The 26,085-nt window shown below is 60.3% G+C and carries 26 protein-coding genes and 1 riboswitch; of the genes, 13 read left to right on the top strand and 13 right to left on the bottom strand.

The window, feature by feature from the left end:
* Window positions 1–65 precede the first annotated feature (65 nt).
* Window positions 66–218: a hypothetical protein gene (locus tag ACZ47E_RS07725; RefSeq protein ID WP_278066845.1), complete on the top strand. Its 153-nt coding sequence runs from the start codon at window positions 66–68 to the stop codon at window positions 216–218.
* Between the two features lie 15 nt (window positions 219–233).
* Here ACZ47E_RS07725 and recA read toward each other — a convergent pair whose 3' ends face one another.
* Window positions 234–1,322 (bottom strand): recombinase RecA, encoded by a 1,089-nt coding sequence (recA, locus tag ACZ47E_RS07730; protein WP_004442498.1) that lies wholly within the window; start codon window positions 1,320–1,322, stop codon window positions 234–236.
* A gap of 246 nt (window positions 1,323–1,568) precedes the next feature.
* Here recA and ACZ47E_RS07735 point away from each other — a divergent pair, with 246 nt between their 5' ends.
* Window positions 1,569–2,510, top strand: coding sequence for a carbohydrate kinase family protein (locus tag ACZ47E_RS07735; RefSeq protein ID WP_244404869.1), 942 nt, complete (start codon window positions 1,569–1,571; stop codon window positions 2,508–2,510).
* A gap of 28 nt (window positions 2,511–2,538) precedes the next feature.
* Window positions 2,539–3,462, top strand: coding sequence for a pseudouridine-5'-phosphate glycosidase (locus ACZ47E_RS07740; protein ID WP_004442502.1), 924 nt, complete (start codon window positions 2,539–2,541; stop codon window positions 3,460–3,462).
* 286 nt (window positions 3,463–3,748) lie between these two features.
* Here ACZ47E_RS07740 and ACZ47E_RS07745 read toward each other — a convergent pair whose 3' ends face one another.
* Window positions 3,749–5,947 (bottom strand): OmpA family protein, encoded by a 2,199-nt coding sequence (locus ACZ47E_RS07745; RefSeq protein ID WP_278066846.1) that lies wholly within the window; start codon window positions 5,945–5,947, stop codon window positions 3,749–3,751.
* 347 nt (window positions 5,948–6,294) lie between these two features.
* Between ACZ47E_RS07745 and ACZ47E_RS07750 the strand changes: the two genes are divergently transcribed.
* The 5 genes from ACZ47E_RS07750 (at window position 6,295) to ACZ47E_RS07770 (ending at window position 10,157) form a co-directional block, all read left to right on the top strand.
* Window positions 6,295–7,068, top strand: coding sequence for an ABC transporter substrate-binding protein (locus ACZ47E_RS07750; protein WP_004442506.1), 774 nt, complete (start codon window positions 6,295–6,297; stop codon window positions 7,066–7,068).
* Window positions 7,069–7,180: 112 nt separating this feature from the next.
* A complete protein-coding gene (locus ACZ47E_RS07755; RefSeq protein ID WP_022556506.1) occupies window positions 7,181–7,984 on the top strand; it encodes an ABC transporter permease in 804 nt (267 codons plus the stop codon).
* A complete protein-coding gene (locus tag ACZ47E_RS07760) occupies window positions 7,981–8,811 on the top strand; it encodes an ABC transporter permease (protein WP_112766794.1) in 831 nt (276 codons plus the stop codon). The genes ACZ47E_RS07755 and ACZ47E_RS07760 overlap by 4 nt, the downstream gene beginning before the upstream one ends.
* 170 nt (window positions 8,812–8,981) lie before the next feature.
* A complete protein-coding gene (locus ACZ47E_RS07765) occupies window positions 8,982–9,248 on the top strand; it encodes an usg protein (RefSeq protein ID WP_004442513.1) in 267 nt (88 codons plus the stop codon).
* A gap of 84 nt (window positions 9,249–9,332) precedes the next feature.
* Window positions 9,333–10,157 carry a class I SAM-dependent DNA methyltransferase gene (locus ACZ47E_RS07770; RefSeq protein WP_006697640.1) on the top strand — a complete coding sequence of 275 codons (825 nt, stop codon included), beginning with the start codon at window positions 9,333–9,335 and terminating at the stop codon, window positions 10,155–10,157.
* Window positions 10,158–10,448: 291 nt separating this feature from the next.
* Here the strand turns inward: ACZ47E_RS07770 and ACZ47E_RS07775 are convergent, their stop codons facing one another.
* The 4 genes from ACZ47E_RS07775 to ACZ47E_RS07790 form a co-directional block, all read right to left on the bottom strand.
* Window positions 10,449–11,414 (bottom strand): aliphatic sulfonate ABC transporter substrate-binding protein, encoded by a 966-nt coding sequence (locus ACZ47E_RS07775; protein WP_004442522.1) that lies wholly within the window; start codon window positions 11,412–11,414, stop codon window positions 10,449–10,451.
* A gap of 285 nt (window positions 11,415–11,699) precedes the next feature.
* On the bottom strand, window positions 11,700–12,188 hold the full coding sequence (locus tag ACZ47E_RS07780; protein WP_003507846.1) for an Lrp/AsnC family transcriptional regulator: 489 nt from the start codon (window positions 12,186–12,188) through the stop codon (window positions 11,700–11,702).
* Window positions 12,189–12,255: 67 nt separating this feature from the next.
* The gene (locus ACZ47E_RS07785) at window positions 12,256–12,912 is read right to left on the bottom strand and encodes a uracil-DNA glycosylase family protein (protein WP_278066847.1); all 657 of its coding nucleotides are present in this window, start codon (window positions 12,910–12,912) and stop codon (window positions 12,256–12,258) included.
* Window positions 12,905–13,498, bottom strand: a complete 594-nt coding sequence (locus ACZ47E_RS07790; RefSeq protein WP_173614719.1) for a thermonuclease family protein — start codon at window positions 13,496–13,498, stop codon at window positions 12,905–12,907. Before ACZ47E_RS07790 ends, ACZ47E_RS07785 begins: the two co-directional genes overlap by 8 nt.
* Window positions 13,499–13,606: 108 nt before the next feature.
* On the opposite strand from ACZ47E_RS07790, the gene pdhS2 reads away from it, so the two are divergent.
* Window positions 13,607–15,142, top strand: a complete 1,536-nt coding sequence (pdhS2, locus tag ACZ47E_RS07795) for a two-component system sensor histidine kinase PdhS2 (protein WP_173614720.1) — start codon at window positions 13,607–13,609, stop codon at window positions 15,140–15,142.
* Window positions 15,143–15,202: 60 nt separating this feature from the next.
* On the opposite strand, the gene ACZ47E_RS07800 is transcribed toward pdhS2, so the two are convergent.
* Window positions 15,203–15,589, bottom strand: coding sequence for a diacylglycerol kinase (locus tag ACZ47E_RS07800; protein WP_373887379.1), 387 nt, complete (start codon window positions 15,587–15,589; stop codon window positions 15,203–15,205).
* A gap of 26 nt (window positions 15,590–15,615) precedes the next feature.
* Window positions 15,616–16,650, bottom strand: coding sequence for a nicotinate-nucleotide--dimethylbenzimidazole phosphoribosyltransferase (cobT, locus tag ACZ47E_RS07805; RefSeq protein ID WP_004442543.1), 1,035 nt, complete (start codon window positions 16,648–16,650; stop codon window positions 15,616–15,618).
* A gap of 153 nt (window positions 16,651–16,803) precedes the next feature.
* On the opposite strand from cobT, the gene ACZ47E_RS07810 reads away from it, so the two are divergent.
* From ACZ47E_RS07810 to ribB, 4 genes are all read left to right on the top strand, one after another.
* Window positions 16,804–17,589, top strand: a complete 786-nt coding sequence (locus tag ACZ47E_RS07810; protein ID WP_278066848.1) for an adenosylcobinamide-GDP ribazoletransferase — start codon at window positions 16,804–16,806, stop codon at window positions 17,587–17,589.
* A 19-nt stretch (window positions 17,590–17,608) separates the two neighbouring features.
* Window positions 17,609–17,800, top strand: coding sequence for a DUF1289 domain-containing protein (locus ACZ47E_RS07815; RefSeq protein WP_006697635.1), 192 nt, complete (start codon window positions 17,609–17,611; stop codon window positions 17,798–17,800).
* Window positions 17,797–18,504 (top strand): TIGR02281 family clan AA aspartic protease, encoded by a 708-nt coding sequence (locus ACZ47E_RS07820; RefSeq protein ID WP_278066849.1) that lies wholly within the window; start codon window positions 17,797–17,799, stop codon window positions 18,502–18,504. Before ACZ47E_RS07815 ends, ACZ47E_RS07820 begins: the two co-directional genes overlap by 4 nt.
* Window positions 18,505–18,663: 159 nt before the next feature.
* Window positions 18,664–18,813, top strand: a riboswitch (FMN riboswitch).
* 120 nt (window positions 18,814–18,933) lie between these two features.
* Window positions 18,934–19,575 carry a 3,4-dihydroxy-2-butanone-4-phosphate synthase gene (ribB, locus tag ACZ47E_RS07825; RefSeq protein ID WP_004442547.1) on the top strand — a complete coding sequence of 214 codons (642 nt, stop codon included), beginning with the start codon at window positions 18,934–18,936 and terminating at the stop codon, window positions 19,573–19,575.
* 78 nt (window positions 19,576–19,653) lie between these two features.
* Here the strand turns inward: ribB and ACZ47E_RS07830 are convergent, their stop codons facing one another.
* The 5 genes from ACZ47E_RS07830 to ACZ47E_RS07850 all read right to left on the bottom strand — a co-directional run bounded on the left by ACZ47E_RS07830 (window position 19,654) and on the right by ACZ47E_RS07850 (window position 26,010).
* Window positions 19,654–20,415, bottom strand: a complete 762-nt coding sequence (locus tag ACZ47E_RS07830) for an ABC transporter permease (RefSeq protein WP_004442548.1) — start codon at window positions 20,413–20,415, stop codon at window positions 19,654–19,656.
* Complete coding sequence (locus ACZ47E_RS07835; protein WP_278066850.1) at window positions 20,412–21,338, bottom strand: ABC transporter ATP-binding protein; 927 nt, start codon at window positions 21,336–21,338, stop codon at window positions 20,412–20,414. Before ACZ47E_RS07835 ends, ACZ47E_RS07830 begins: the two co-directional genes overlap by 4 nt.
* Window positions 21,339–21,443: 105 nt before the next feature.
* The gene (locus ACZ47E_RS07840; RefSeq protein WP_037092974.1) at window positions 21,444–22,265 is read right to left on the bottom strand and encodes a sulfite exporter TauE/SafE family protein; all 822 of its coding nucleotides are present in this window, start codon (window positions 22,263–22,265) and stop codon (window positions 21,444–21,446) included.
* A gap of 487 nt (window positions 22,266–22,752) precedes the next feature.
* A complete protein-coding gene (locus tag ACZ47E_RS07845; RefSeq protein ID WP_045533815.1) occupies window positions 22,753–24,021 on the bottom strand; it encodes an extensin-like domain-containing protein in 1,269 nt (422 codons plus the stop codon).
* Between the two features lie 174 nt (window positions 24,022–24,195).
* Window positions 24,196–26,010 (bottom strand): methyl-accepting chemotaxis protein, encoded by a 1,815-nt coding sequence (locus tag ACZ47E_RS07850; RefSeq protein ID WP_278066851.1) that lies wholly within the window; start codon window positions 26,008–26,010, stop codon window positions 24,196–24,198.
* Between the last annotated feature and the right edge of the window lie 75 nt (window positions 26,011–26,085).

Raw genomic sequence — 26,085 nt, forward strand, 5'->3', positions numbered from 1 at the left:
CCACACACCGCTCACAGCTGGAGTCCATCACCGCCATCGGAAATGATGGCTATATTGCAAAATCAATGGCTTTTATCGTCCGCATCCTGCCCTGTCCAGCCATGGAGACCGGCGAAGGCGTACCGACAAAGAAAAAGGGCCACACGACAGAAATCGCACGGCCCGTTTCGTTCAATTCGATTCACATCGAGACAGGCGATCCGGCAACGGATGCCTGAAGCTCGACGGCAGGATCAGCCTTCGTCACCGTCGCCGTCATCGCCGGAATCAGGACCGCCATTCTGCAGGAAACGATCCGCAATCAGGCCGGCGTTCTGGCGCAGCGCCAGCTCGATCTCGTTTGCCGTATCGGGGTTATCGCGCAGGAAGGTCTTGGCGTTTTCACGCCCCTGCCCCAGACGCTGGCTGTTATAGGAGAACCAGGCACCCGACTTTTCAACGATACCGGCTTTTACGCCGAGGTCGACAAGCTCACCGGTCTTGGAAACGCCTTCGCCATACATGATGTCGAATTCCACCTGCTTGAAAGGCGGCGCCATCTTGTTCTTGACGACCTTGACGCGGGTCTGGTTGCCGACAACCTCTTCGCGTTCCTTGACAGCGCCGATACGGCGGATGTCGAGGCGAACGGAAGCATAGAACTTGAGCGCATTACCGCCGGTCGTCGTTTCCGGCGAACCGAACATGACGCCGATCTTCATGCGGATCTGATTGATGAAGATGACCATGCACTTCGACTTGGAGATCGAAGCGGTCAGCTTGCGCAGCGCCTGGCTCATCAGACGCGCCTGAAGACCCGGCAGGCTGTCGCCCATCTCACCTTCAATTTCCGCCCGCGGCGTCAGCGCCGCAACGGAGTCGACCACGAGAACGTCGACCGCGCCGGAGCGCACCAGCGTATCGGTGATCTCAAGCGCCTGCTCGCCCGTATCCGGCTGCGAGATCAGCAGGCTCTGCAGATCCACGCCAAGCTTGCGCGCATAGACCGGATCAAGCGCATGTTCGGCGTCAACGAAGGCGCAGATGCCGCCCTTCTTCTGGGCTTCCGCAATGGTCTGCAGCGCCAGCGTCGTTTTACCCGAGCTTTCCGGACCGTAAATTTCAATGATGCGCCCCTTCGGCAGTCCGCCGATGCCGAGCGCGATATCCAGGCTGAGCGAACCCGTCGAAACGGTCTCCACCTCAACCACATTTTCATTGGAACCGAGCTTCATGATCGATCCCTTGCCGAACGACCGTTCGATCTGGGAGAGCGCCGCTTCCAGTGCCTTGCTTTTATCCACCGATTTATCCTCTACGAGACGCAAAGAATTTTGTGCCATCCGAACCACCTTTAGGTTATTGAAGCCGCACAGGCAATGTAGCAGTATGGGAACGGTATGTACTCTATTTGTTCTCATTTAACAAGGCTGAGCCAGCATATTGAAAACAAATAGTGATAAGTCGTTTGTTCTGCTTTCGTTTTTCTGTGCGCGGCCCCTTGCCGCAAACCGGAGGCGAGGTCAGGAAGACGTCAGTTTAGGCCGAATCGTCCGGCCTTACCATCCGCCAGAGAGGGAAACGCAAGCGTGAAGAAAATACTCGTTCTGGGCGGCGCGCATATCGACAGGCGCGGCATGATCGAGACTGAAACGGCGCCGGGCGCCAGCAACCCCGGCTCTTGGATGGAAGAGGCGGGCGGCGGCGGTTTTAACGCTGCACGCAATCTCTCCCGGCTCGGCTTTCAAGTCAGGATCATCGCCCCGCGCGGCGGCGACGTGACGGGAGAAGCCGTTGCGGAGGCTGCACGACAGGCTGGCGTGGAGGACACGCCGTTCACCTTCCTCGACCGGCGCACACCGAGCTATACCGCCATTCTGGAGCGTGACGGCAACCTCGTCATCGCGCTCGCCGACATGGATCTCTACAAGCTCTTCACGCCGCGCCGGCTCAAGGTCCGCGCCGTCCGGGAGGCCATCACCGCAAGCGATATCCTGCTCTGCGACGCCAACCTGCCCGAGGACACGCTGGCTGCACTTGGCCTCGTGGCCCGCGCCTGCGAAAAGCCGCTGGCGGCCATAGCCATTTCGCCGGCCAAGGCCGTGAAGCTGAAAGCGGCGCTGGCCGACATCGACATCCTCTTCATGAACGAGGCGGAAGCGCGCGCGCTCACCGGCGAGACGGCCGCTGACGTTCGTGACTGGCCGGATATCCTGCGCAAGGCCGGGCTTTCCGGCGGCGTCGTCACCCGCGGCGCAAGCGAAGTCGTGGCCTTCAACGGAAATGAAAAAGCAATCCTCCACCCGCCCCTCATCCGCGAAGTGAAGGATGTAACCGGTGCGGGCGACGCCATGGCGTCTGGCTACCTCGCTGCGATTGCCGAAGGAAAGACGATTGCCGAAGCTCTGAGAAGAGGCGCGGCCGCAGCGGCCATCACCGTGCAATCGCCCTTTGCGACATCCCACGACCTATCAAAAGACAGTGTCGAGGCCATGTTGGGGCTTGTTCCCCAGGCTGAAATACTGGCATGAACCGCTTTTAAGAACTGGAACAATGTAAATGACCCGCCCCATCTCCCCTCTCCTGCCCATCGTCTATTCTCAAGAAGTCGCCGCCGCCAAGCAGCGCGGTGCGCCGATCGTCGCGCTTGAATCCACCATCATCACCCATGGCATGCCCTATCCGGGCAATATCGAGATGGCGGAAAGCGTCGAGCAGATCATCCGTGATCAGGGCGCGGTTCCGGCCACCATCGCCGTCATTCACGGCACATTGCATATCGGCCTCGAGAAGGATCAGCTCGAGGCGCTGGCCCAGACCACCGATGCCATGAAGGTCTCGCGCGCCGATATCGCCTTTGCGATCGCCGAGCGCCGCACCGGCGCCACCACGGTTGCGGCGACCATGATCGCCGCTGCCCGCGCCGGCATCCGCGTTTTCGCGACCGGCGGCATTGGCGGCGTGCACAAGGGTGCGGAAGAAACCTTCGACATCTCCGCGGATTTGACGGAGCTTGCAAAGACCGGAGTGATCGTCGTCTGCGCCGGCGCCAAGGCGATCCTTGATATTCCGAAGACGCTCGAAGTCCTCGAAACCAACGGCGTACCCGTCGTCACTTTCGGTTCGGAAGAATTCCCGGCCTTCTGGTCTCGCTCCTCCGGCCTGCCAAGCCCGCTTTCGCTCAACAGCCCGGCCGCAATCGCCAACTTCCAGGTAACCCGCGAACAGCTCGGTATCGATGGCGGCATGCTGGTGGCCAATCCCGTGCCGGAAGCTGACGAAATTCCGCGCGAGGAAATGGAAATCTACATCAATCGCGCCATCTCGCATGCCGAGCGTGATGAAGTGACCGGCAAGGCGGTCACGCCGTATCTGCTGGGTGACATTTTCCGCCTGACGGATGGTCGCAGCCTCGAAACCAATATCGCGCTGGTTCGCAACAACGCGCAGTTAGCGGCTGAGATTGCGGTGGCGCTGAGCTAACCGTCGGGGTTGGGATCATCCTCAAGCTTGCGGGTGACGCCAGGGTTCGAAAACCTCACCTCCGTCATGCCGGAGCAGATCCGGCATCCAGCCACGGCGCGTCTGCGCCGTGAAAGAGTCTTTCGTGATCAAGGACTTGATCACGCTGGACCCCGGATCTGGTCCGGGGTGACGGATTGCGGATGATCAAGTTCTGCCAAACGCCTCGGCGCTGGGGACATCGTAAGCAATAAAAAAGGCCCGGAGAGCTTTCGCTTCCGGGCCTTGTTTTTCTATTTGAACCCGATCAGTTCTGAGCGACCGGCTTCACCAGCGGCGTCACGCGGCGGATGGTGACGCGGCGGTTCTGCTGTTCCGGGCCGAGTGTCTGGACCTTCAGGTAACGCTCGCCATAACCCTGCGTCGCGAGGTTTTCCGGCGGGATGCCGTAGACGTCGGTCAGCACGTTGGCGACGGAGGCAGCGCGCTCGTCAGACAGTACGAGGTTGCTTTCATCCGAACCGACGGCATCGGTATGGCCTTCGATGAGGAAGGTTTCCGCCGGGTTCTTTTCCAGCGCCTTGTTGATTGCGTCGGCCACCTTGCGCAAGGAGCGAGCCTGCGCCATCGGGATTTCAGCGCTGCCGGTCGCGAAGGTGATCGTATCGAGGTCGATACGGCGCACCTTGTCACGGATACGAGCCGAATAGCGCACTTCATCCAGCGAATAGACACGTTCCACCGGCTCGACAGGCGGCTGTTCCAGGAAGCGGTAATAATCGCGATCCGGATCGCTCGACGTGTCGATGATGTAGTCCGTCACGGGAATGCGCAGACGCATGGGCGGAAGATCGAGACCGGGGTCGCGATAAACGTAATCGCGGTCCGGATCCTCCATCAGCTCCGGTGCGTAGAACAGCACATATTCGCGGCCGCGATCGTCAATGCGCGAACGCTGGATCACGTCGCCATAACGGTTGCGGATCGTCACGACCTGCGTGCCATCCCGGCGCTCCACGGTTTCGCGGACACGGCCGCCCTGCAGGCGCTCGTAATAGGGCTCGCCGCCATCGCGGATGAAGCGCTGGTTGTCATCGCCACGAACGACGACGCGGTCACCGAATTGCAGGATGATCGGCGCATCGCCATCGCGATCACGCGGGCGACCCTCGCGCGGCTGCCATTCGCGTACACCGTCCGGCCGCTCATATTGCGGGCGGCGGTCGATGCGCTCGCCCTGCTGGGAAGTGATGGCTTCCAGCTTTACGGGTGGCGGCGGAGCCTTGCCTTCAGCAGCACCGGCGCGCTGCGCCTCGGCGTCGGAGGTCGGGACCTTGAAGTCGCCGGCCTGTTCGCGTTCACGACGGCGTTCCTCGCGGGTCTGGCGGTTGCCGGAGCGCTCCACTTCCTTGTCGCTGTCGAGAACGGCAGCACCCTTGTCGACCGGCAGGATGACGGTGTCGGCCGTCTTGGACGGGTCCTTGGCGATCGCCTTGGCCTTGTCCAGCTCCTCCTTCGTCATCGGCGGGGCTTCCGTCTGCGGAACGGCAACCTGGTTCGGCACCGGTTCGCCGGCAGGCGCCTGCCCGGTCGTCGCACCGCTCGGCGGCGGGGTCGGCGCGCCTGGCAGCGGGGCTGCGGGTTCCGTCCTACCCTGACCTTCTACCGGCGGCTGTTCGGAAGGCTGGCGGCCAGGTGCAGGGTTTGGCTGGGTCTCAGGTGCAGGCGGGCGCGCGGGGGTCGGCGCTTCTGTCGGAACAGGTGCTTCCTTCGCGGCGGGCTCGGGAGCGGCAGGCTTTTCCTCGGGAACGGCTTTTTCGGCCGGTTCGGCTTTCTGTTCCGGGGCCTTTTCCTCTACTGCCGGTTTTTTGGCGGGTGCCGGCTCACGGGACTTGGCCGGCTGCTCAGCATTTTCAGGGCGAGCTGCTGGCTCCTGTTCGGCCGCAGGCTCTTTCGCGCGCTCCTTACGGGGACGCTCGGGACGCTGTTCGCCCTCGCCTGCAGGCTGCTCGGCCCGTTCCGGGTTGCGCGGACGTTCCTTCGGCTGCTGTTCGGCAGGCGCAGCTTCAGGCGCGGCCTCACGCTGACGAGCCGGGCGCTGTTCACCCTCGCCCTGCGGCTCCTGCGCCCGTTCAGGCTTGCGGGGACGCTCCTGCGGCTGCTCGGCCGGCGCAGGCTCCGGGCGGGCCTCACGCTGCTGTGGTTCCGGCGGCGCTTCGCGCTTGGGCTCCGGCTCGCGCTGGGGCTCCGGTGCGCGCTCTTCACGCTTCGGTTCGGCAGGTTGCGCCTCTTCGGCGCGCTGACGCTTCTTCTTGAGTTCTTCTTCGGGGTTTTCCTGCGCCGGCTCCGCCTGCGCCAGGATTATCTGGCCGGGCGCGGTTTGAGAAACAGGCGCCTGGGCGCGGGCCGCGCCGGCAAAGCCTGCCGCTGCTGGCTCAACCGCGATCGCGAGAGACATGAGTGGAAAAACCACCCCGGTCAGCAATGTGTTTTTCTTTTTCAGCATCAGTGCTTCCTCATCTGCCGTCATTTTATGGGTCGCGAATGACGCGACGTCGTGGGCCCGGCTTGGCACGCAGGCGCTGTTCAACGCCTTACACACGCTCCGGTTCCCATGATGACCAAAGCCTTCTGTACCGGAAATGAACAGATCAAGGCCTTTTCGTGGAGGCTCTGCGGCACAAAGAAGGTCGCTAATATTGCAGTTGCATTTTTTGACCAAGCGGATGAATAATCACATCCGCGCTGAAGGCCACAGGCGGTATCCTCCGTCCTGCCGCGCCTTGGCGCCCATGGCGTCCGCACTGAAAACAACAACAGACCGCGGATGAACGACCAAAAGAGAGGATCGAAATGCCTATTTCCACCCGTCTGCTCGCAGCCGTATCGATTGCCGCCATCTCGCTCTTTTCCGGCGCGGCTCTCGCGCAGGACAAGATCGTCATCGGCACCGAAGGCGCCTACCCGCCCTTCAACAATCTCGAAGCCGACGGCACGCTGACCGGCTTCGATATCGACATCGCCAAGGCGCTGTGCGAACAAATGAAGGCCGAGTGCACCTTCGTGACCAATGACTGGGACGGCATCATCCCCGCCCTTCAGGCCAAGAAGTTCGACGCCATCATCGCGTCCATGTCGATCACCCCGGAACGTCTCCAGAAGGTCGACTTCTCCAAGAAATATTACAACACGCCGCCGGCGATCGCCGTGCCGAAGGATTCGCCGATCAAGTCCCTTGACGATCTCAAGGGCAAGTCGCTCGGCGCACAGGGCTCCACCACCCACTCCAACTACGCTGAAAAACACTTCCCGGATTCCGACGTGAAGATGTATCCGACCGCAGACGAATATAAGCTCGACATCGCCAATGGCCGTATCGACGCCGTCATCGACGATATCGTCGTGCTGTCGGAATGGCTGAAGACCGATGCCGGCAAGTGCTGCAAGATCCTGACACCGCTCAAGGTCGACGTCGACATCAACGGCAACGGCGCAGGCATTGCCGTTCGCAAGGGCGACACGGCGCTGGCCGACAAGTTCACGGCTGCCATTGCCGGCATCCGCGCCAGCGGCAAGTACCAGGAGATCAACAAAAAATACTTCGATTTCGACGTTTACGGCGAGTAAGCCGGTTCGATCTGTTGAAATCTCGTGGCGGAAGGCTTGCCCTTCCGCCATTTTTGTTTGAAAACGTCACCATAACAATCACGGCGGCTTAAGACCGCAGGGGAAAATTGGCATGAGCGGAGCATTTTCCGCCATAGGTGCGTTCTGGACCTATGTCTCGACACTTCTCGATCCCTTCTGCGGGCCGGTCGGTCTCTTCTCGCTTTTCGGAAACGGCACTCTCGTCGCCTGCGGCGATGCGGGCTGGGGCGATGAAATCGCTTTCGGCGTCAAGGTCACGATCTCGCTGGCGCTTGCCACCCTGCCAGTCGGGCTATTGATCGGCTTCCTGATCGCGCTCGCCGCGCAATCGGAAGAAAAATCGCTTCGGCTGGCCGCCGGAATCTATACCACCATCTTTCGTGGCCTACCCGAACTGCTGACGCTCTTCATCGTCTATTACGGCATCCAGATGCTGCTGCAATCCGTGGCAGGTTACATCGGCATTACCGGCCCCATCGAAATCAACGCCTTCGTTGCCGGCATGGTGGCGCTTTCGGTGGTGTTTTCATCCTATGCGTCTGAGGTGCTTCTCTCGGCCTTCAAGGCCATACCGAAAGGGCAATATGAGGCGGGTGACGCACTCGGACTTTCCCGCAGCCGCACCATGGTGCTCATCATCATTCCGCAGCTGGTGCGGATCGCCCTTCCCGGCATGACAAACCTGTGGGTCATCCTGCTGAAAGACACGTCCTACGTATCGATCATCGGCCTTGCCGATATCATCCGCCAGACCGGCATCGCCGCCCGCGTCAGCAAGGAAGCCTTCTTTTTCTACGGCATCGCCTGCCTGCTTTACCTCATTCTCGCGCTCCTCTCATCCATCGGCATCGGTTTCATAGATCGCTGGTCGCGCAAGTCGGAGGCCAGACGATGAGCCATATCAAGGAACTCATTCCGCCACGCCCAGCGCCCATCGTTGCGGACAAACCGCTGAACATCTCCCGTGTCGTCGGCATCGCTGTCATTACGCTCTGGCTGCTTCTCGCCGCCGGGCTGTTATTTGCGATGATCGAGGGTTGGGATTGGGACAAATTTGAACGGTATGGGCCCCGTTATATCGATGGCCTCATCACCACAATCACGCTGGTCGGCAGCTCGATCATTCTCGGCGCCATCCTGTCCGTGCCGATCGCTTTCGCCCGCATGTCTGAAAATCGCGTCATTGGCGCGCTCGCTTATGCCTACGTCTATGTCTTCCGCAGCACGCCGCTGCTGGCGCAGCTTTTCCTGATCTATTACGGTCTCGGCAGCTTTCGCCCGGCGCTGGAAGCCGTTGATCTCTGGTGGTTCTTCCGCGAAGCCTGGTATTGCGGCCTCCTGTCGCTGACGCTCAACACCGCCGCCTATCAGGCGGAGATCCTGCGCGGGGCGATCCAGAGCGTGCCGCGCGGCCAGCACGAAGGGGCGGCGTCGCTCGGTATTTCCAAGTTCATCACTTTCCGAAAGATCATACTGCCGCAGGCGCTGATCGTCGCTTTGCGCCCCTATGGCAACGAGATCATCCTGATGATCAAGGGTTCGGCGGTGGTCTCCATCGTCACCGTCTTCGACCTGATGGGCCAGACCCGTTACGCCTTTTCCCGCACCTTCGATTATCAGGCCTATCTCTGGGCCGCGATCTTCTATCTCACGATCGTCGAAACGCTGCGGCATGTCTGGGCCTGGCTGGAAGCCCGACTGACGCGACACCTCAAGCGTTGAGCCGCAGGATTGGCAGCACTCATCACAAGAGGCTGCCAACATTTTGAAAAATATAACAAATTTGTGACGCAACCCTGCCTTTGGCAAGGTTGGGTTAACCATGCCGTGTTCCCATATCAGATACAGCGGCAATGCTGTGATCGGTCATCATCGATATGGGAACCGCCCTCATGAACAAGGACATGGAAATGATGCTGCGAGGCTATGGCCTCACCACCGCCCAGATATTCTACCGCCTGCCGGACCATCCTCTGGTTCTCCAGACCTACGTCTGGCAGAATTACGATCTGGCCCCCGATTTTCCTGAAATGCACGGCTTCCTCAAGTTCTGGCAGGAAAAGCTCGACGGCCCCCTGCACTCCGTCCGCTATGTGCACCGGCAGGTTATCTCGGCGCAGGAATGGCGCGCGCTCAAAGGGGAGTTCATCCTCCACTAAGCCCTCACACCACATAAACATTGCGCCGGTCCCCGATGCGGCTTACAGCAAACGTCAATTGAAGACGCTGACGGATAAGGCACGATGACCAAGAACCAGAAGATCGACGAAGAGGCGCTCGCCGAGGCCTATAACCGCGCACTCGCGCTTGAAAAGGCCGGTGATGTGGACGCGGCGGTGAAGGCCTATGAGGAAGTCCTCGCCATCGATCCCGATGATCACGGTGGCGCAGCCGTGCGCATCGCCGCCATGGGCCGGGGCGAACAGCCGTCCAAAGCGCCCGACGCCTATGTCGAAACCCTGTTCGACCAGCATGCCGAAGCCTTCGAGGATATTCTTGTCGAGCAACTGGGTTACGCCGTGCCCATGATGGTGCGCCAGCGGCTGCAGACGCTCAATCTCGGCCCTTTCAAACGCCTGCTCGATCTCGGCTGCGGCACCGGCCTCACCGGTGAAGCGCTGCGCGATATGGCTGACGACATCACCGGCATCGATATTTCCGAAAACATGGTCGAGATCGCTCATGAAAAGGACCTCTACGAGACGCTCTATGTCGCCGAAGTTGAGGATTTCCTTGAGGACAATGACGACGAGCCCTTCGACATCATCACCGCCACCGATGTGCTGCCCTATCTCGGCGCGCTGGAACCGCTGTTTTTCGGCGCCGCCGAAAACCTCAATGCCGGCGGCCTGCTGATCTTCTCTTCGGAGACCCTGCCCGAAGAAATCATGGCCGGGCGCCCCTACATGGTCGGCCCGCACCAGCGTTTCGCCCATGCCGAAACCTATGTCCGCGAAAGACTGGCGGCGACCGGTTTCGAGGTGGTTGAAGTGACCGACATCAATGTGCGCATGCAGGACGGCAATCCGACGCCCGGTCATCTGGTGATTGCAAAGCTCAAGGGCTGATGCGACATCGATAGTGGATAAGCCTCGTCCTTCACAAAGGTCATGGCTGGTGCCCGACGTGGCGGCAATTTTCTTCTCCCCGCCGGGGAGAAGGTGGCCCGAAGGGTCGGATCAGGGGGCTGGCTCTCGGTCTATCTCTACCCTCGCCCCCTCATCCCGCTGCCGCGAACCTCTCCCCCACGGGGAGAAGAAACAAGCGGCATCCAATCGCCTCACATTTAACACCAACGGCCTGAATCAACCTCTGAGCAAGATCCGCCAGCCGGTTGAAGAGACTCCACTTTCCGCCCATCAACTCGCCTTCGGGCGCCAGACGATATCCGCCACCTTGAGCTTCTTCGGCACGATCTTCAGATCGTAGAACTCGTCCGCAAGCGCCTGTTGATAGGCGATGGCTTCATCCGGAACCAGCGAGACCCGTCCGAGATCGGCACCGGGGCGCGTCAGCGAGACCTTCGTGACATCCTCGGGGACACCGGTGATGGCCGACAGCGACTTGGCTGTCGCGTCGATGTTGGTCTGCGCTTTCGCACCCACATTCGCCAGTTCCTTCAGAATCAGCGGCACGAGATCGGGATTACTTTCAACAAAATCGCCATTGGCTAGGAAGTAGCTCCACGGATCGACGATGCCTTCGGCTGTCGAGAGAACCCTCGTCGTCGGCTCTTTCTCCGCCACGGCGAAATAGGGATCCCAGATCGACCAGGCATCGATGCTGCCGCTTCGAAAGGCGGCCGCCGCATCCGGCGGGGCAAGATCGACGGGCGTGATGTCTGCCAAGGTCAGCCCCGCCTTTCGCAACGCCTTCACAGTGACGTTATGGGCGCTGGAGCCACGCTTGAAGGCGACCTTTTTGCCTTTTAGGTCTTGGAGCGTCTTCAGCGGCGAATCCTTCTGCACGAGGATCGCCGATCCGCCTGCCGCCGCCTTGTAGGTGCCGACATAACGCAGATTGCCGCCGGCGGCCTGCGCGAAAAGCGGCGGCACATCGCCGGTCGGGCCTATATCCAGCGCACCGGCACCCAGCGCTTCAAGAAGCGGCGGCCCGGAGGAAAATTCAGACCACTTGACCTCGATGCCGCGATCCTTCAGCAGCGCTTCGAGCGCGCCCTGGCTCTTCGCGAGCGCTATCACGCCATTCTTCTGCCAGCCAATCCGCAACGTCGTGGTTGCGGCGCTTGCGCGCCGGATATGCGGCAGAAACACCGCCCCGGTCGCACCCGCAATCAATCCCAATGTTCCGCGTCGTGTCAGCATATGGATATCCCTCGCTATTCCATCCTTCGACAGTAAAAGCGTAGATATTCGAGCGATTTTATCAAAATCCTGGTTTGCGCGCAGACGGCGTTGAGAGAATTGAATGTGCGAATTTGCCGTTACCGGCGAAATAGAATTGTCGTGCCTCTGCGGCAGCTACCGGACGGACCTTCCGACAGTATCAGCCCTGGCAGGCCCGACCGACGCCCAAAAAACCACCCACGAATTAAAACGCCCTCCCCGGCGGCCGGAAAGGGCGTTGATCAAAAACTGACCGGCGACGGATCACTCTTCGCCGGATTTAGGATTATCCAGCAGCATGTAATCGAGCGGCAGTTCCGTCGTATATTTGATCTGCTCCATCGCAAAGGCGGAGGAGACGTCGCGGATTTCGATCTTGGCGATCATCCGCTTGTAGAAAGCGTCATAGGCGGCGATATCGGGCACGACCACGCGCAGCAGATAGTCGACATCACCGCTCATACGGTAGAATTCGACAACCTCCGGGAATTCGGAAACCACTTCGGAGAAGCGCTTCAGCCATTCGATGGAATGGGAGGCGGTGCGGATGGAGACGAAAACCGTGACCTTGGTATTGACCTTGACCGGATCGAGCAGGGCCACGCGCCGGCGGATGACGCCGTCTTCTTCCATCTTCTGGATACGCCGCCAACAGGGCGTCGTGGAAAGGCCGACCTTCTTCGCCAGATCGGCAACAGCCAGCGTGGAATCCTCTTGCAGAATGCGCAAAATCTTACGGTCTAGGCGATCCAATGCGTCTACCCTCCTGAATTAATTTCCTTTCAATACACTAATTTTTGCGGAAAAACAGAAAATTGTTTCACCAAAGCCGCATTTCCACATATTCTCGCAGAACCGGCAACAGTTCCTCCGTAAACCACGGGTTCTTTTTCAGCCACCCCGTGTTGCGCCAGCTCGGATGCGGCAAAGGAAGAATGCCGGGGCCGGAATTGGCGTGAAGATAGCTGCGCCAGTTTTGCACCGTTTCGGTCATGGTTTTGCATCGTCTTTCACCCAGGTGAAAAGCCTGGGCATATTGGCCGATCGCGAGGATCAGCTCCACCTGCGGCATCGCCGCCATGACCCGCGTGCGCCAGTGCGGGGCGCATTCCCGCCGTGGCGGCAGGTCGCTTCCCTTGTCATCATAACCGGGAAAACAGAACCCCATGGGAACGATGGCGAAACGATCCGGATCGTAAAATGTCTCCCGGTCGACATTCAGCCACTGGCGCAGCCTGTCGCCGGAAGCATCGTTGAATGGCAGGCCCGTTTCATGCACGCGCAGCCCTGGCGCCTGCCCGGCAATCAGAATGCGTGCTCTTGCCGACATGACGACCACGGGCCGGGGTTCATGCGGCAGGCGGTCAGCCATTCCCTTGAGCGGCATGTCGCGACAGAGACGACAGCGGGCAATCTCACCGCGCAGCCCGTCCAGCCCATCATCATGCACTGGCCCAACCCTCTCTCCTTCAGCCATGATCCCACCCCAGAAGATGGCGGACGATGGTGAGGAAACCCGCCGCCGGCGTTTCCATATCCGCGGCACGGTGATCCCTCCGCCACTGCGAGGGCTTTTCGAATTCTCCCGCCCAGATGCCAAGCGCCTGCCTGCGCGCGGCTTCCTGCTCGCTCGAAAACTGGAAATATCCCGACGCGACGGCAAAACCGGCCGACACCATGTCCGACGAAACATCCCTGCCGCCGGCGGAACAATAGACGAGCAGTCGCCCGTATCGATCTCTGGAACTGCCGGAGCAGGAGAAATCCGCCGGCGCGGCCAGCCGTTGCAGAACACGGCGCGCCTCCTCGCCGCATGGCCAGCTTTCGCCCCCGCGCAGACATGTCTGCGCAAGCTCCGGCGCATCGATGCCGAGCAGCCGGAAGCGTTCCCTGCCCTTGGAGAGCGTGTCGCCATCAATCACGAAGAAGCGGCCGCCATAGGTTTCGCTGTTGATATGATCGAGCTTGGCGGCAATCAGAACCCCTAGAAAAACCGTAGCAAGGAACAGGCCGCCGTCGCGGACTGCGGAAAAACCCCCGCGCCTGCCTCCATTTCGTCTCATGTAACAACAAACCCTTGTCAGAGATGGCAAACAAATCCTTTCACGGCAGCATCTTCTTAAGATTTTGGGCGTAGTCTGCAAGGGTTCATGTCACCCTGCGTTGTAACAATGAGTAAAAGCGTCAGCACGTCCACCGACAAGATCATCGTCGACCGCTCGAAAAAACATCGCAACAAGGCGGTTTTCGACGCGGTGAAGACGACGCGTGAACGCTTGCAGCAAGGTGCAGGCGCAAGCGATGCCTATGAACGCGAGATGCTGACCATGCACATCGCCGAGACCCTGCAGGGCGCGATGATCATGCCGCTTTTCATCGTGCTTGCCTCCATCATTGGCGTTTACATAACCCGCGATATCAGCCTCATCATCTGGTCGCTGGCTGCATTGAGTTTCCACGCCATTTCGCTGATGCTCGCCAAACGGGCTGCAAAACAGGAAATCACCGCCGAAAACCTCCTGCACTGGAAAAATCTTTTTCTCGGAATGCAGATCGTCATCGGGTGCATCTGGGCGATGTTCTCGCTGGCGGAGCCAACGCGTAATGACCCGACGCTCGTGCTTTTCTTCAAGGGCTCGACGCTGCTGATCGCGCTCTCGCTCACCGCCACGGCCAATTTCATGCTGCGGCGGGCAACCTTCATGACTTTCCTGCCGGTGCTGGCGGCTCTGTGCGTCACCTCTGTCTTCTCGCGCGATCCATTCGATGTCGGTCTTGCGCTGATGTTCGGCATGGCGATCCTGTTCTGCCACCGCATCACCAGCCGGCTTTACCAGACCAGCATCAAGCTCCTCTCCTCGCAGACGGAAAAGGACGACCTGATCGCCGAGCTCGAAGTCGCCAATTCGGTTTCCGACGAGGCGCGGCGACGCGCGGAAGAGGCCAATCTGGCCAAGTCGCGCTTTCTCGCTTCCATGTCGCACGAGCTGCGCACGCCCCTCAACGCCATTCTCGGCTTCTCCGAGGTCATGTCCTCGGAGGTGCTGGGGCCGCTCAACAATCCGCTCTACAAGGAATATTCCGGCGATATCCACCGCTCCGGCCAGCATCTGCTCGATCTCATCAACGAAATCCTCGACCTGTCGCGCATCGAGGCGGGCCGTTATGACCTGAACGAAGAAGCGATCTCGATGCTGGAAATCGCCGAAGATTGCATCGGCATGATCCAGCTTCGCGCCCGCGCCAAGAACATCAGGATCTCCCAGCAGTTTGAAAACAGCCTGCCGCAGGTCTGGGCGGACGAAAAATCGATCCGCCAGGTCGTCCTCAACCTGCTGTCCAACGCCGTCAAGTTCACCCCGCAGGGTGGAGAAATTCTCGTAAAGGCGGGCTGGACGGCCGGCGGCGGCCAATATGTGTCGATCAGGGACAATGGCCCAGGCATTCCCGAGGAGGAAATTCCGGTGGTGCTGTCAGCCTTCGGTCAGGGATCAATCGCGATCAAGAGCGCCGAGCAGGGAACAGGCCTTGGCCTGCCCATCGTTCAGGCCATCCTCGCCAAGCATGACGGCCAGTTCATTCTGAAATCCAAACTGCGTGAGGGCACGGAAGGCATCGCCATCCTGCCCGCGAAACGCGTGCTCCAGAGCCTGCCGGCGGTCGAAGAAACCCATGCCATCCAGCCACGCCGACGGTCCTTCGCTTAAGGCGCCCACAGGAAGGCGTCGCCCGGCTTTCCACCTGGAAATGCCTTGAAGCTGGCAACCTCAGAAGAACAGCGTCGTCACCAGCGAATACAGCACGAAAAATCCGTTCGCCATCAGCAGGCAGAAGACGGCAAAGGAGCCGAGATCCTTGGCGTGCCGGCCCACGGAGGAAATTTCCGGCGAAATGCGGTCCACCAGTTCCTCGATGGCGGTATTGAGCGCTTCCACCGAGAATAAAAGCAGCATCAACACCGTGAAAACGAGAAGATGCGCAAACGGCGCGCCCACGACCAGAAGCAGGCCAAGCCCGACGCAGAAGGCAAGAACTTCGTGACGAAAGGCAGCTTCCTGCCAAAGCCGACCGAGCCCCTGCAGGGAATAGCGCGCGGCAGCGAACAGATGCCGCCAGCCCTTTTCTTTACGAAAGACCGGTTCTGGCGGTGGCATGTGCGGCGTCGCGTCCATCTTCAGCCTCAATGATTGGTGGGCGCGGTGATGCGTGTGTCGACACCCGCTGCCTCAAACGTCGCCATGCCGGAATGGCAGGCGGCGGCGGCCTTGACGATGCCGGCGGCAAGGGCCGCACCGGTGCCTTCGCCAAGACGCATTCCAAGCGCCAGAAGCGGCGTCTTGCCAAGCTTTTCGATGGCTGCCAGATGGCCGGGCTCACCCGAGACATGGCCGATAAGGCAATGATCGAGCGCAGAGGAATTGGCAGCCTTCAGCAGCGCCGCGGCGGCCGTTGCCACATAACCATCTATCAGCACGGGAATGCGCTGGACGCGCGCAGCAAGAATGGCACCTGCAATCGCCGCGATTTCGCGTCCGCCGAGACGACGCATGATTTCCAGCGGATCGGACAGGTGGTCCTTGTGGAACTCTACCGCCGCCTTCACCGCCGCAATCTTGCGGGCCATGACGTCACCTTCCGAACCGGTGCCCGGACCGGTCCACTCTTCCGCCGTGCCGCCATAAAGCGCAAGATTGATCGCAGCCGCTATCGTGGTATTGCCGATGCCCATTTCACCGACGCAGAGAAGATCGGTGCCGCCGGCAATCGCCTCCATGCCGAAGGCCATGGTGGCGGCGCAGTCACGCTCCGAAAGCGCCGGTTCACAGGTGATATCGCCGGTCGGGTAATCCAGCGCCAGATCGAAAATCTTCAGGCCGAGATCATTGGCCACGCAGATCTGGTTGATCGCCGCGCCACCGGCGGCAAAATTTTCCACCATCTGCTGGGTCACAGACGTCGGATAGGGCGTGATGCCGTGGCGGGTCACGCCGTGATTTCCGGCGAAGATTGCCACCAGCGGACGGTTGACGGCAGGCGAACGGCCGGACCAGGCGGCAAGCCACATGGCGATTTCTTCGAGACGGCCGAGCGAACCGGCAGGTTTCGTCAGCTGCGCATTGCGCTCCTTCGCCGCAACAAGCGCGTGCGTGTCCGGGCCGGGAAGCTCGCGCAGCAGCGCGCGGAAATCATCGAAGGGCAATCCGCTCATGCTCATGATATCAGTCTCTCTCATAGCCGGTCTGGCTTTCGCATCGGCTCATGCGTCCGGAAACTTGTGTTTTCCGGCAAATCGGTCTTTGTTGCGCCTCTCATAATAGCGGATGCGCCGCGGAACAACCGGAAATGCAGCGACTGCAACGGAGAGAGCATGAAGGCCCGGGATTTTATAACAGATGTCATGCATTCCCTCGCCTTTCTGAGCCGCCTGCCCGTCCCTTCGCGATTCTTCGAAGGCGACTCGGGCGTGTCGATGGGCCGGGCCGCCCGTGCCTTCCCCGCCGCGGGACTGCTGATCGCCCTGCCCGCCGCTTTCCTGGTTGTCGTGTTTGCGCGCTTCGATGCCTCTCCGCAGCTCACCGGGTGGCTCGCCATCGGCCTGACGGCGCTCATGACAGGCGCGCTGCATGAGGACGGGCTTGCCGACATGGCCGACGGTTTCGGCAGCGGCCGGGACAAGGCGCGTATGCTTGAAATCATGAAGGACAGCCGTATCGGCAGTTATGGCACCATTGCCATGGTTCTTTCCTTTGCGCTCCGCGCCACTGCACTCGCCTCGCTGATCGAAACCCTACCGGGCAAAACCGCTGCCGCCTGTCTGATTGCAGCGCTTGTCACGAGCCGCGCGCTGATGGTGTGGCACTGGCAGTCCCTGCTCGCCGCCAAGACCTCCGGCATCGCCGTCAATGCGGGCCAGCCCGGAGAAAGCGAACGCAACATCGCGCTGGCCGCCGGGCTTCTTCTCTTCATATTGTTCACGCTGCACGCGCTGCCACTGTTTGAGATCGCGCTTGTGCTGGCGGTGGCGGTCATCGCGGCCATGCTGTTCGGCAGGCTGTGCGAGAGGAAGATTGGCGGCCATACCGGGGATACCATTGGGGCTTGCCAGCAGATCACGGAGATCGTGATTCTCGTCGCACTTGCCCTTGCGGCATGAGGGCCTGATATAGATCACCATGGAAACACCCTGCGTCCAGATCTGTCGCCTCGACACGACCCACACTCTCTGCATCGGCTGCGGCCGCACGCTGGATGAAATCGGCGGCTGGACGGGTTATAGCGACGAGACGCGCCGCTTGATCATGCGCGCGCTGCCGCAAAGATTGGCAAATCTGTCCGAGTCCGCCAAGGAGACACATACCGCATGAACAGACTGACCATCGTTCTCCTTCTGCTGGCCGTCGGCCTTGGCCTGCTCGTCGTTAATCACAATGGTGGCCGAACGCTCGGTATCGATAATGATCAGTTTGCCCAGGTCCTTTATCTTCTGCCCATCGCAGGGCTGCTGTCGGCCGGCATTCTGGCGGGAAGACGCGGCAACTTCGGCACCGTCATCCGGCAGCTCGCCGTCTGGCTCGTCATCATCCTCGGCCTCGTCTCGCTCTATCTCTATCGCTATGACCTGCAATCCTTCGGCGACCGGCTGCTCGGCGGTCTGATGCCCGGCCGCGCCGTCGTGGTGACAACATCGGCAGGCGAGCAGGAAATCGTGCTGCACAAATCCATGAGCGGCCACTTCGAAGCGAATGTCGGGATTGAGGGCAGGACGATCCACATGCTGGTCGATACAGGCGCCAGCTCCGTGGTGCTCGCAAATGCGGATGCGACCGCAATCGGCATCGACACCACAAATCTTCGCTATACCGTACCGGTAATGACCGCCAATGGCCGCACGGCAGCAGCACCCGTCACGCTGTCGGAAATCAGCATTGGCCCGATCATACGACGCAACATCCCCGCCCTCGTCGCCCAGGATGGCCAATTGGGCCAGAGCCTGCTTGGCATGAGCTTTTTGTCGACGCTTGGTTCGCTGCAGATGCAGACCGACGAATTGCGGTTGCGGGATCGGTGAGCACTGCCCCCTCGAGATTCATTTCGGGGAGTTTTCTCACGTCTTGGTACCGGAAAGGAAATTCCTCGTCGCGTCTGCAATCGGGATATTCTTTTCACGCGCAAGGGCTGCGGCGGGCCATTGCCCCTTGATTCCCTCGCATTTGATAATTTAAGTTGTTGCTGTTCTCAGGGCGGGGCGCAATTCCCCACCGGCGGTATCGGGACTTTCCCGGAGCCCGCGAGCGCTTCCGGTTTCCAAAGCCGGAAGGTCAGCAGATCCGGTGAGAGGCCGGAGCCGACGGTATAGTCCGGATGGAAGAGGACAAGGCATGGGACGCCTGCGCGTTAGCGGGCTTCGTATTGCATTGTTCGCCCAAGGGATATTTGGCGCTTCTCGAAGCGCGAAAATGCCGCAAAACGGCATAACCCTTGAAAGGCTTGAAATAGAATGACAGTTGCCAGAATTGAAGACGCCATTAACGCCATTTCCCGCGGCGAGATGGTGATTGTGGTTGACGACGAAGATCGCGAAAACGAAGGCGATATCATCGCCGCCTCCGACAGCATCACTCCCCAGCAGATCGCCTTCATGATGAACCATGCACGCGGGCTGATCTGCGTGGCCATGCCCGGAGAGCGCCTCGACGCGCTAGACATTCCGCTGATGGTGTCGCGCAATACCGAATCCCTCAAGACGGCCTTCACCGTGTCGGTGGATTACATTCCCGGCACCACGACGGGCATTTCCGCCGCCGACCGCGCAAAGACCGTGCGCGCGCTGGTATCGGAAGGCTCGCGCCCCGAAGATTTCGCTCGCCCGGGCCATATCTTCCCGCTGCGCGCCAACCCGCAGGGCGTTCTCGGACGCACGGGCCATACCGAAGCCGCCGTTGATCTCTGCCGTCTCGCCGGGAAGTTCCCCTCCGGCACGATATGCGAAATCGCCAATGACGACGGCACCATGGCCCGCCTGCCCCAGCTCGAAGTCTTCGCCGAGCGCCACGGCCTGCTGGTCGTGACGATCAAGGACCTCGTTTCCTATCTCGAGGGTGAGGTTGTCGAGGAAGTGGCGCAGAAGCAGGTCGCCTGACCTGCGCTCGCGTTGTGCTTTGAATACGAAAACGCCCGGCGCAAGCCGGGCGTCCAATTTTCGGGAAAGCGTTTCTGATCAGTTGCGCAGCCGATACCCTGTCTTGAACATCCAGCCGACAACGCCTAGGCATAGCGCCAGAAACAGCGTGATCATCGCCAGGCTGATGACGGGATTGACGTCAGCGATCTCGTAGAAACTCCAGCGGAAGCCGCTGATGAGATAAAGCACCGGATTGAAGTGACTGACCGTCTGCCAGAAGGGCGGCAGCATGTCGATGGAATAAAAGCTGCCGCCGAGGAAGGTCAGCGGCGGCACCACCAGCATGGGAATGAGGTTCAACTGCTCGAAATTCGTTGCCCAGATGCCGATGATGAAGCCGAACAGGCTGAAACTCACAGCCGTCAGCACAAAAAACAGGATCATCATGAACGGATGGGCGATGCTGATATCAACGAAGAACGACGCGGTTATCAGGATGATCGTACCGATCATCAGCCCCTTTGTCGCCGCCGCTCCGACATAGCCGACAAGGATTTCCGTCATCGCCACCGGTGCGGAGAGGATTTCATAGATCGTGCCGGTGAATTTCGGGAAGTAGATGCCGAAGGAGCCGTTGCCGATGCACTGCGTCAGAAGCGTCAGCATGATGAGGCCGGGCGTTATGAAAGCGCCATAGGAAACCCCACCAACCTCCTGAATCCGCGAACCGATCGCTGTGCCGAACACGATAAAATAAAGGGAGGTGGAAATGACCGGAGAGACCACGCTTTGCAGCAGGGTGCGGCGGGTGCGCGCCATTTCGAACAGGTAGATGGACTTGATGGCTTCGAAATTCATTTCTGGCCTCCCACCAGCGAAACGAAGATATCTTCGAGCGAACTCTGCCGCGTGGAAATATCCTTGAAATGGATGTTGGCGGCGAAAAGCGCGCTCAGGACATCGGCAATGCGGCCCTGCTCGCCATTATCCTCGATTTCATAGGTAATGGTGCAGCCATCTTCGGAAAGCGTGAGGCCGAAGGGCGCGAGACTTTTCGGCAAAGTCTCCACCGGCTGGGAAAGCTCAAGAAAAAGCTGCTTGCGGCCGAGTTTCTTCATCAACGCCGTCTTTTCTTCCACCAGCAGCAATTCGCCACCATTGATGACACCCACCCGGTCGGCGATTTCTTCCGCCTCCTCAATGTAATGCGTGGTGAGAATGATGGTGACGCCCTTGGCGCGCAGCTCGGAGACCACATTCCACATGTCGCGGCGCAGGGTCACATCCACGCCCGCCGTCGGCTCATCGAGAAACAGGACCTTCGGCTCGTGCGCCAGCGCCTTGGCAATCAGCACACGCCGCTTCATGCCGCCGGAAAGCTCCCGCAGCATGTTGTCCTTCTTGTTCCAGAGCGACAGGGATTTGAGGATGCTTTCGATCAGCTCCGAATTCTTCTTCTGTCCGTGTAGTCCGCGCGAAAAGCTGACGGTGTTCCAAACCGTCTCGAACTGGTCGGTCGTCAGTTCCTGCGGCACGAGGCCGATGAGGGCGCGGGTCTGGCGAAAATCCTTCACCACATCGTGCCCGCCAACCAGCACCGAACCGTCACCCGGATTGACGAGACCGCAGATGATCGAGATCAGTGTCGTCTTGCCGGCGCCATTGGGACCGAGAAGAGCGAGTATCTCCCCCTCCCGGATATCGAGGCTGACACCTTTGAGCGCCTGGAAGCCATTTGCGTAGGATTTGGTCAGATTCCGTATCGAAACAATGGCATTCATGGCGAATTCTTTCGAAAAACCGAGTAAGATGAACGCCATATAGACCGCAGAGGTTGCAAATGCCAGCCCGGCGGACTGAACACTGCGTTCGGCGGGAGCGGAAAATCAGCCGTAGACGCTATAGAAAAACTGCGCTGCGACGAAAACCAGAAACACGCCGAAGGCCCGCTCCAGCTGCTTCTTGCTGAGCGCATGCGCCAGCCGTGCACCATAGGGCGCGACGACAAGGGTAATGGGGATCAGGAGCACCACGGCGATCCAGTTGATGAAGCCGGTGGAAAATGGCGGCAGCCCCGCATCGCCCCAGCCGGCCCAGATGTAACCCGCAAGCCCCGGCAGCGAAATCAACACGCCGACACCGGAAGAGGTGGCAACCGCCTGATGAATGCTGCGTCCGTAAAGCGTCATGAAGGTGTTGTTCATCACCCCGCCGCCCACGCCCATCAGCCCGGAAAACAGCCCGATGCCGGTGCCCACCAGAAAACGGGCCGGGTTTGGCGGCAGATCGGAACCGAGATGCCAGCTCGCCCGGTTGAAGATCATCCGGAAGGCAAGCGCGAGCGCGATGAAGGCAAAGATCAGGCGCAGCGCCACACTCGAGGCATAGGCTGCAACAATAGAGGCGAGAACGGTGCCAAGCGGCACGGCGACGACCCAGCCTTTCAGAAGCTCGATATCGACGGCGCCCTTCTGGCGATGCGTCAGGAACGAGCGGATGGACGTCGGCACGATAATGGCGAGAGACGTTCCGAGCGAAAGATGCATTCGCACCGCCTCAGGCACATCCAGAAGTCCGAAGACCTGGTAAAAAACCGGCACCAGCACCGCGCCGCCGCCGATACCGAACAGGCCAGCCAGAAGGCCTGCAACCACACCCGCAGCAGCAAGTGCCGCAGCGAAGATCATTATCTCTGAAACTGGGGGCATGAAGGCAGGCTCCCGAAGGCCGTTGTCACAAACATGTGACGCTCATAGCGTATCAGAAAAGGGCGGCAAGCCATGTTGGCCGCAGGTCAGTACGGCGCGACATCTTTTGCCGCAAATCCGCGCCGGATGGACCGTTCTGTGGGATCGCTTCCCATTTCATGCCCTTGCAAAGACGCCGATATCCCCCCGATAAGGCTGTCTTCTTCAACCGGCCTTCGGGCCGGTCTTTTTTTTGTGGGAATGTGGCGGGCGATTATCGAGCTAGCGGCAGCAAAACATCCTCAAGCTTCGTCATTCCGACCATATCCAAAGATCCGGCGCCTATGTCATCGGCGGCAGCCCTATGACAAGCCGCACTCCGTGTTCGACGTCATCCTCGGCCTTGTGCCGAGTATCGCCAATAGCGGCGTTGCAGATGCTCGGGACAGGCCCGAGCATGACGGAGGAGACGCTTTCAAACTCAGCCGCCAACCTCCAACGGCGCGACTTAATCGCAATGCCTGTAACCTGACTTGCGGGTACGCAGGTCGAAGTGAAAATGGTTCCAGTGGTTGGGATCACTGCCCGGCCCGAGAACGGTGGAGAAATATTTGCAGCTATCCGATCTGACGGCCTTCAGTAGTGCCTTTTCGCGGAAAGCGAAGAAACTCTTCTTGCGGACATCGATTTCCTTGCCGTTCTTCAGCGTGATGGTGCCGATATCGATGGCGTTGCCCCGCGCATGTTCCGACCACGGATTGCTGGAACGGGAATTCATCTTGCGGCAGGAATAACCACCCATCGGCGTTATGCGGCCGACGCCGGAGAGATAGCGGAAACGCGAGGACGGTACGAGTTCGAACTTCACCCATTTCGCAAAGGCAAGCGTAACCTGGCAATTGAGCTTCACCGCCGGACGAACCGCGACGCCGCTGGCGAGACCGCTGAGTTCGATCGGGTAATCGATGCCGCAGGTCGGCCCGTCGGCAATACGGGCGACGTCGCGAAAAGCGACACCCAGACGGCGAAGCTCGGCGCGGCAGGCAACCTCCGAAGACGGCATGATGCCGGGCGGCATGGACCGGTCGCTCTGAAGTCCGCCGCGAACGGTCGGATCATTCGGCATGAGCATGGCCACCTCTTCCACCGGCTGGCGGCGGGAGGACGATCCGGGTGGCGGCGGCGGAATGAGCCCGGACTGGCGCCGCGCCGGAGAAACCGCAACCGGATTGTCGGTGCCGATACCGTCCACCACCGGCTGGGCCGAAGCCCCCTCGGCGATTTCGGCATCCTGCTCCTCCGCCAGTCCCCGCACCGGCTCCACGCCGAGCATGGAATCCATGTTCACGCCGCCTTCGCCCTCGGCAATCTGGCTGCTGGCCATTTGCTGCGGGGGTATCTCCTGGCTTTGCGTCGCCTGCACCGGCAGATTGCCATGACCGCCAGCCGCCATGCGTGCCTGATGCTGTGCGTCGAGGGTGGAATAACCCTGCCCTGCCTGGCGCATTTGCAGCAGCGGATCCTGCGAAGCATAAGGCTCCGGCATCGGCTGCGATATGGCCGTGGGATAATCGTTGCTCTGTCCGGCCCGCTCAACCTGATGGAAGGCACCTGCCGGCGCGCTGTAGCCCTGTTGCCGCGACGAACGGATTGCGCTCACGCGTGTGGTGCCGTCCACCTCCGCCGGTGGCACGAGGCCCTCCGCCGAACACGACACCATGACCGTGGAAATCATCAGCAACGTCACAAGACGACGCGGAAGGGAAACATACGCCATACGAGAACCTGTACCTTCAGCGGCCGCAATCCGCGGCAATACAGGTCAAATTTTAAAGAAATGAGGTAAACGAAACCTTATTGGTTGCGGGAAATAACGGATGGCTGGTTCTGATAGCCCAAAACAAAGGGCGCAGCCGGAACCGCGCCCTTCGTTAGATCGAGACGCCTGAAGTCAGGCCGCCCGCGAAACCTCGCGCTCGGTATCATGTCCAAGTTCGAAGCGCGACAGAAGCGAGCGCAACTGGCGGCTTTCCTCGGCGAGCGTCTGGCTGGCGGCGGTCGTTTCTTCCACCATGGCCGCGTTTTGCTGCGTCATCTGGTCCATGTGATTAACGGAGGTGTTGATCTCCTGGAGGCCGGTGGCCTGCTCCCGCGCCGCAGTGGCGATGGAATTCACGTGACCTTCGACCCGGTTTACGAGCGCCACGATTTCTTCCAGTGCATCGCCCGTGGAGCGGACGAGTGCGACGCCGCCGCCGACCTCCTCCGCCGAGCGATTGATAAGGGTCTTGATCTCCTTGGCGGCATTGGCGGAGCGTTGCGCCAGTTCGCGCACCTCCTGCGCCACCACGGCGAAACCACGTCCGGCCTCGCCGGCCCGCGCCGCTTCCACGCCGGCATTCAGCGCCAGCAGGTTGGTCTGGAAGGCGATCTCGTCGATGACGGAAATGATCTGTCCGATCCGCTTTGACGATTCCTCGATGCGGCCCATGGCATCGACCGCGTTGCGCACGATCTCGCCTGAGCGGCCGGCGCTGCTTTTCGTGTCCTGCACCATCTGCCGCGCCTCATTGGCCCGTTCGGATGCGGTGCGCACCGTGGCGGTAATCTCGTCAAGCGCTGCGGCCGTTTCCTCCAGCGCCGCCGCCTGCTGTTCGGTCCGGCGCGAGAGATTGCCGGTCGCGCCGCTGATATCTGCAGCACTGTCATTGACGACATGACCGGTCCGGGAAATCGCTTCGATGGCGCCATGGAGCGCACCCACGGCCCGATTGAAGTCCGTGCGCAGCTTTTCGTAGTCGTCGCCGATATCTGTCAGCGAAACAGTCAGATCCCCATTGGCAAGCGCCTCGAGCGCCTCCCCCAGACGCTCCATGGCATGGGCCTGCCGCTCGGATGCGGAACGAAGGACCATCTCGTTGCCCCGACGCGCTTCCTCCAGCGCCCGCTGCTGGTCGGCCTCACGCGCCTGCAGGGCGCTGCGCTCATTGACGCTGTCACGCAGCACCAGCAACGTCTTGGCAATCGCGCCGATTTCGTTCCGGCGATCGGCGAAGCGGATTTCGGCGGTGCCGTCGCCATCGGCGATCTGCTTCATGCTCTGCCGGATGAGATCGATCGGTCGAGTGACGCCACGCACGACGGCGGCGGCCACGGCAATGACGACAAGGCCGGACAAGATGCACAGGCCGATGTTGAAATACGCGTCGCTCCAGAACACCGCTTCGAGGTCGTCGACATAAACGCCCGTACCCACGATCCAGCCCCAGGGTGCGAAACCGGCGACATGGGAGAATTTCTCCACCGGCTCCGGGGCACCCGGTTTCGGCCAGTAATAATCGACAAAACCCTGACCGCCCGCCTTGACCGTATTCACGAACTCAACGAACAGCGCCTTGCCGTTCGGGTCCTTGTTGGCGGTAAGATCGGTTCCGTTCATTTCCGGCTTGATCGGATGCATCACCATTTTGGGGTGCATATCGTTGATCCAGAAATAACCGCTGCCGTTGCCATACCGCATGGCCGCGATTGTGACCTTGGCCTGCTGCTGTGCCGCCTCCCGCGTCAAGCTGCCGCTTTGTTCCAGGCGATAATATTGATCGAGAATAGCGACGGCCGTTTCGTTCATCGCCGCAAGCCCGGCTTTGCGCTCGCGTTCCATCTCGCCAAAGGTTTCGAACAGGCTGAATGTCAGCGCTGCGGTCAGGATTGCCAGAAACAATGCGACGAGCGCATATAGGCGCATAGATATAGTGACGTTTTTCATATTCCCCCCAACGCCGATGAGTGCACTTCGACCAGCCGATGCTAAGGGGAAAAAATTTATTATGATTAAATACGC

This window comes from Agrobacterium sp. 5Ca39, from assembly GCF_055382365.1.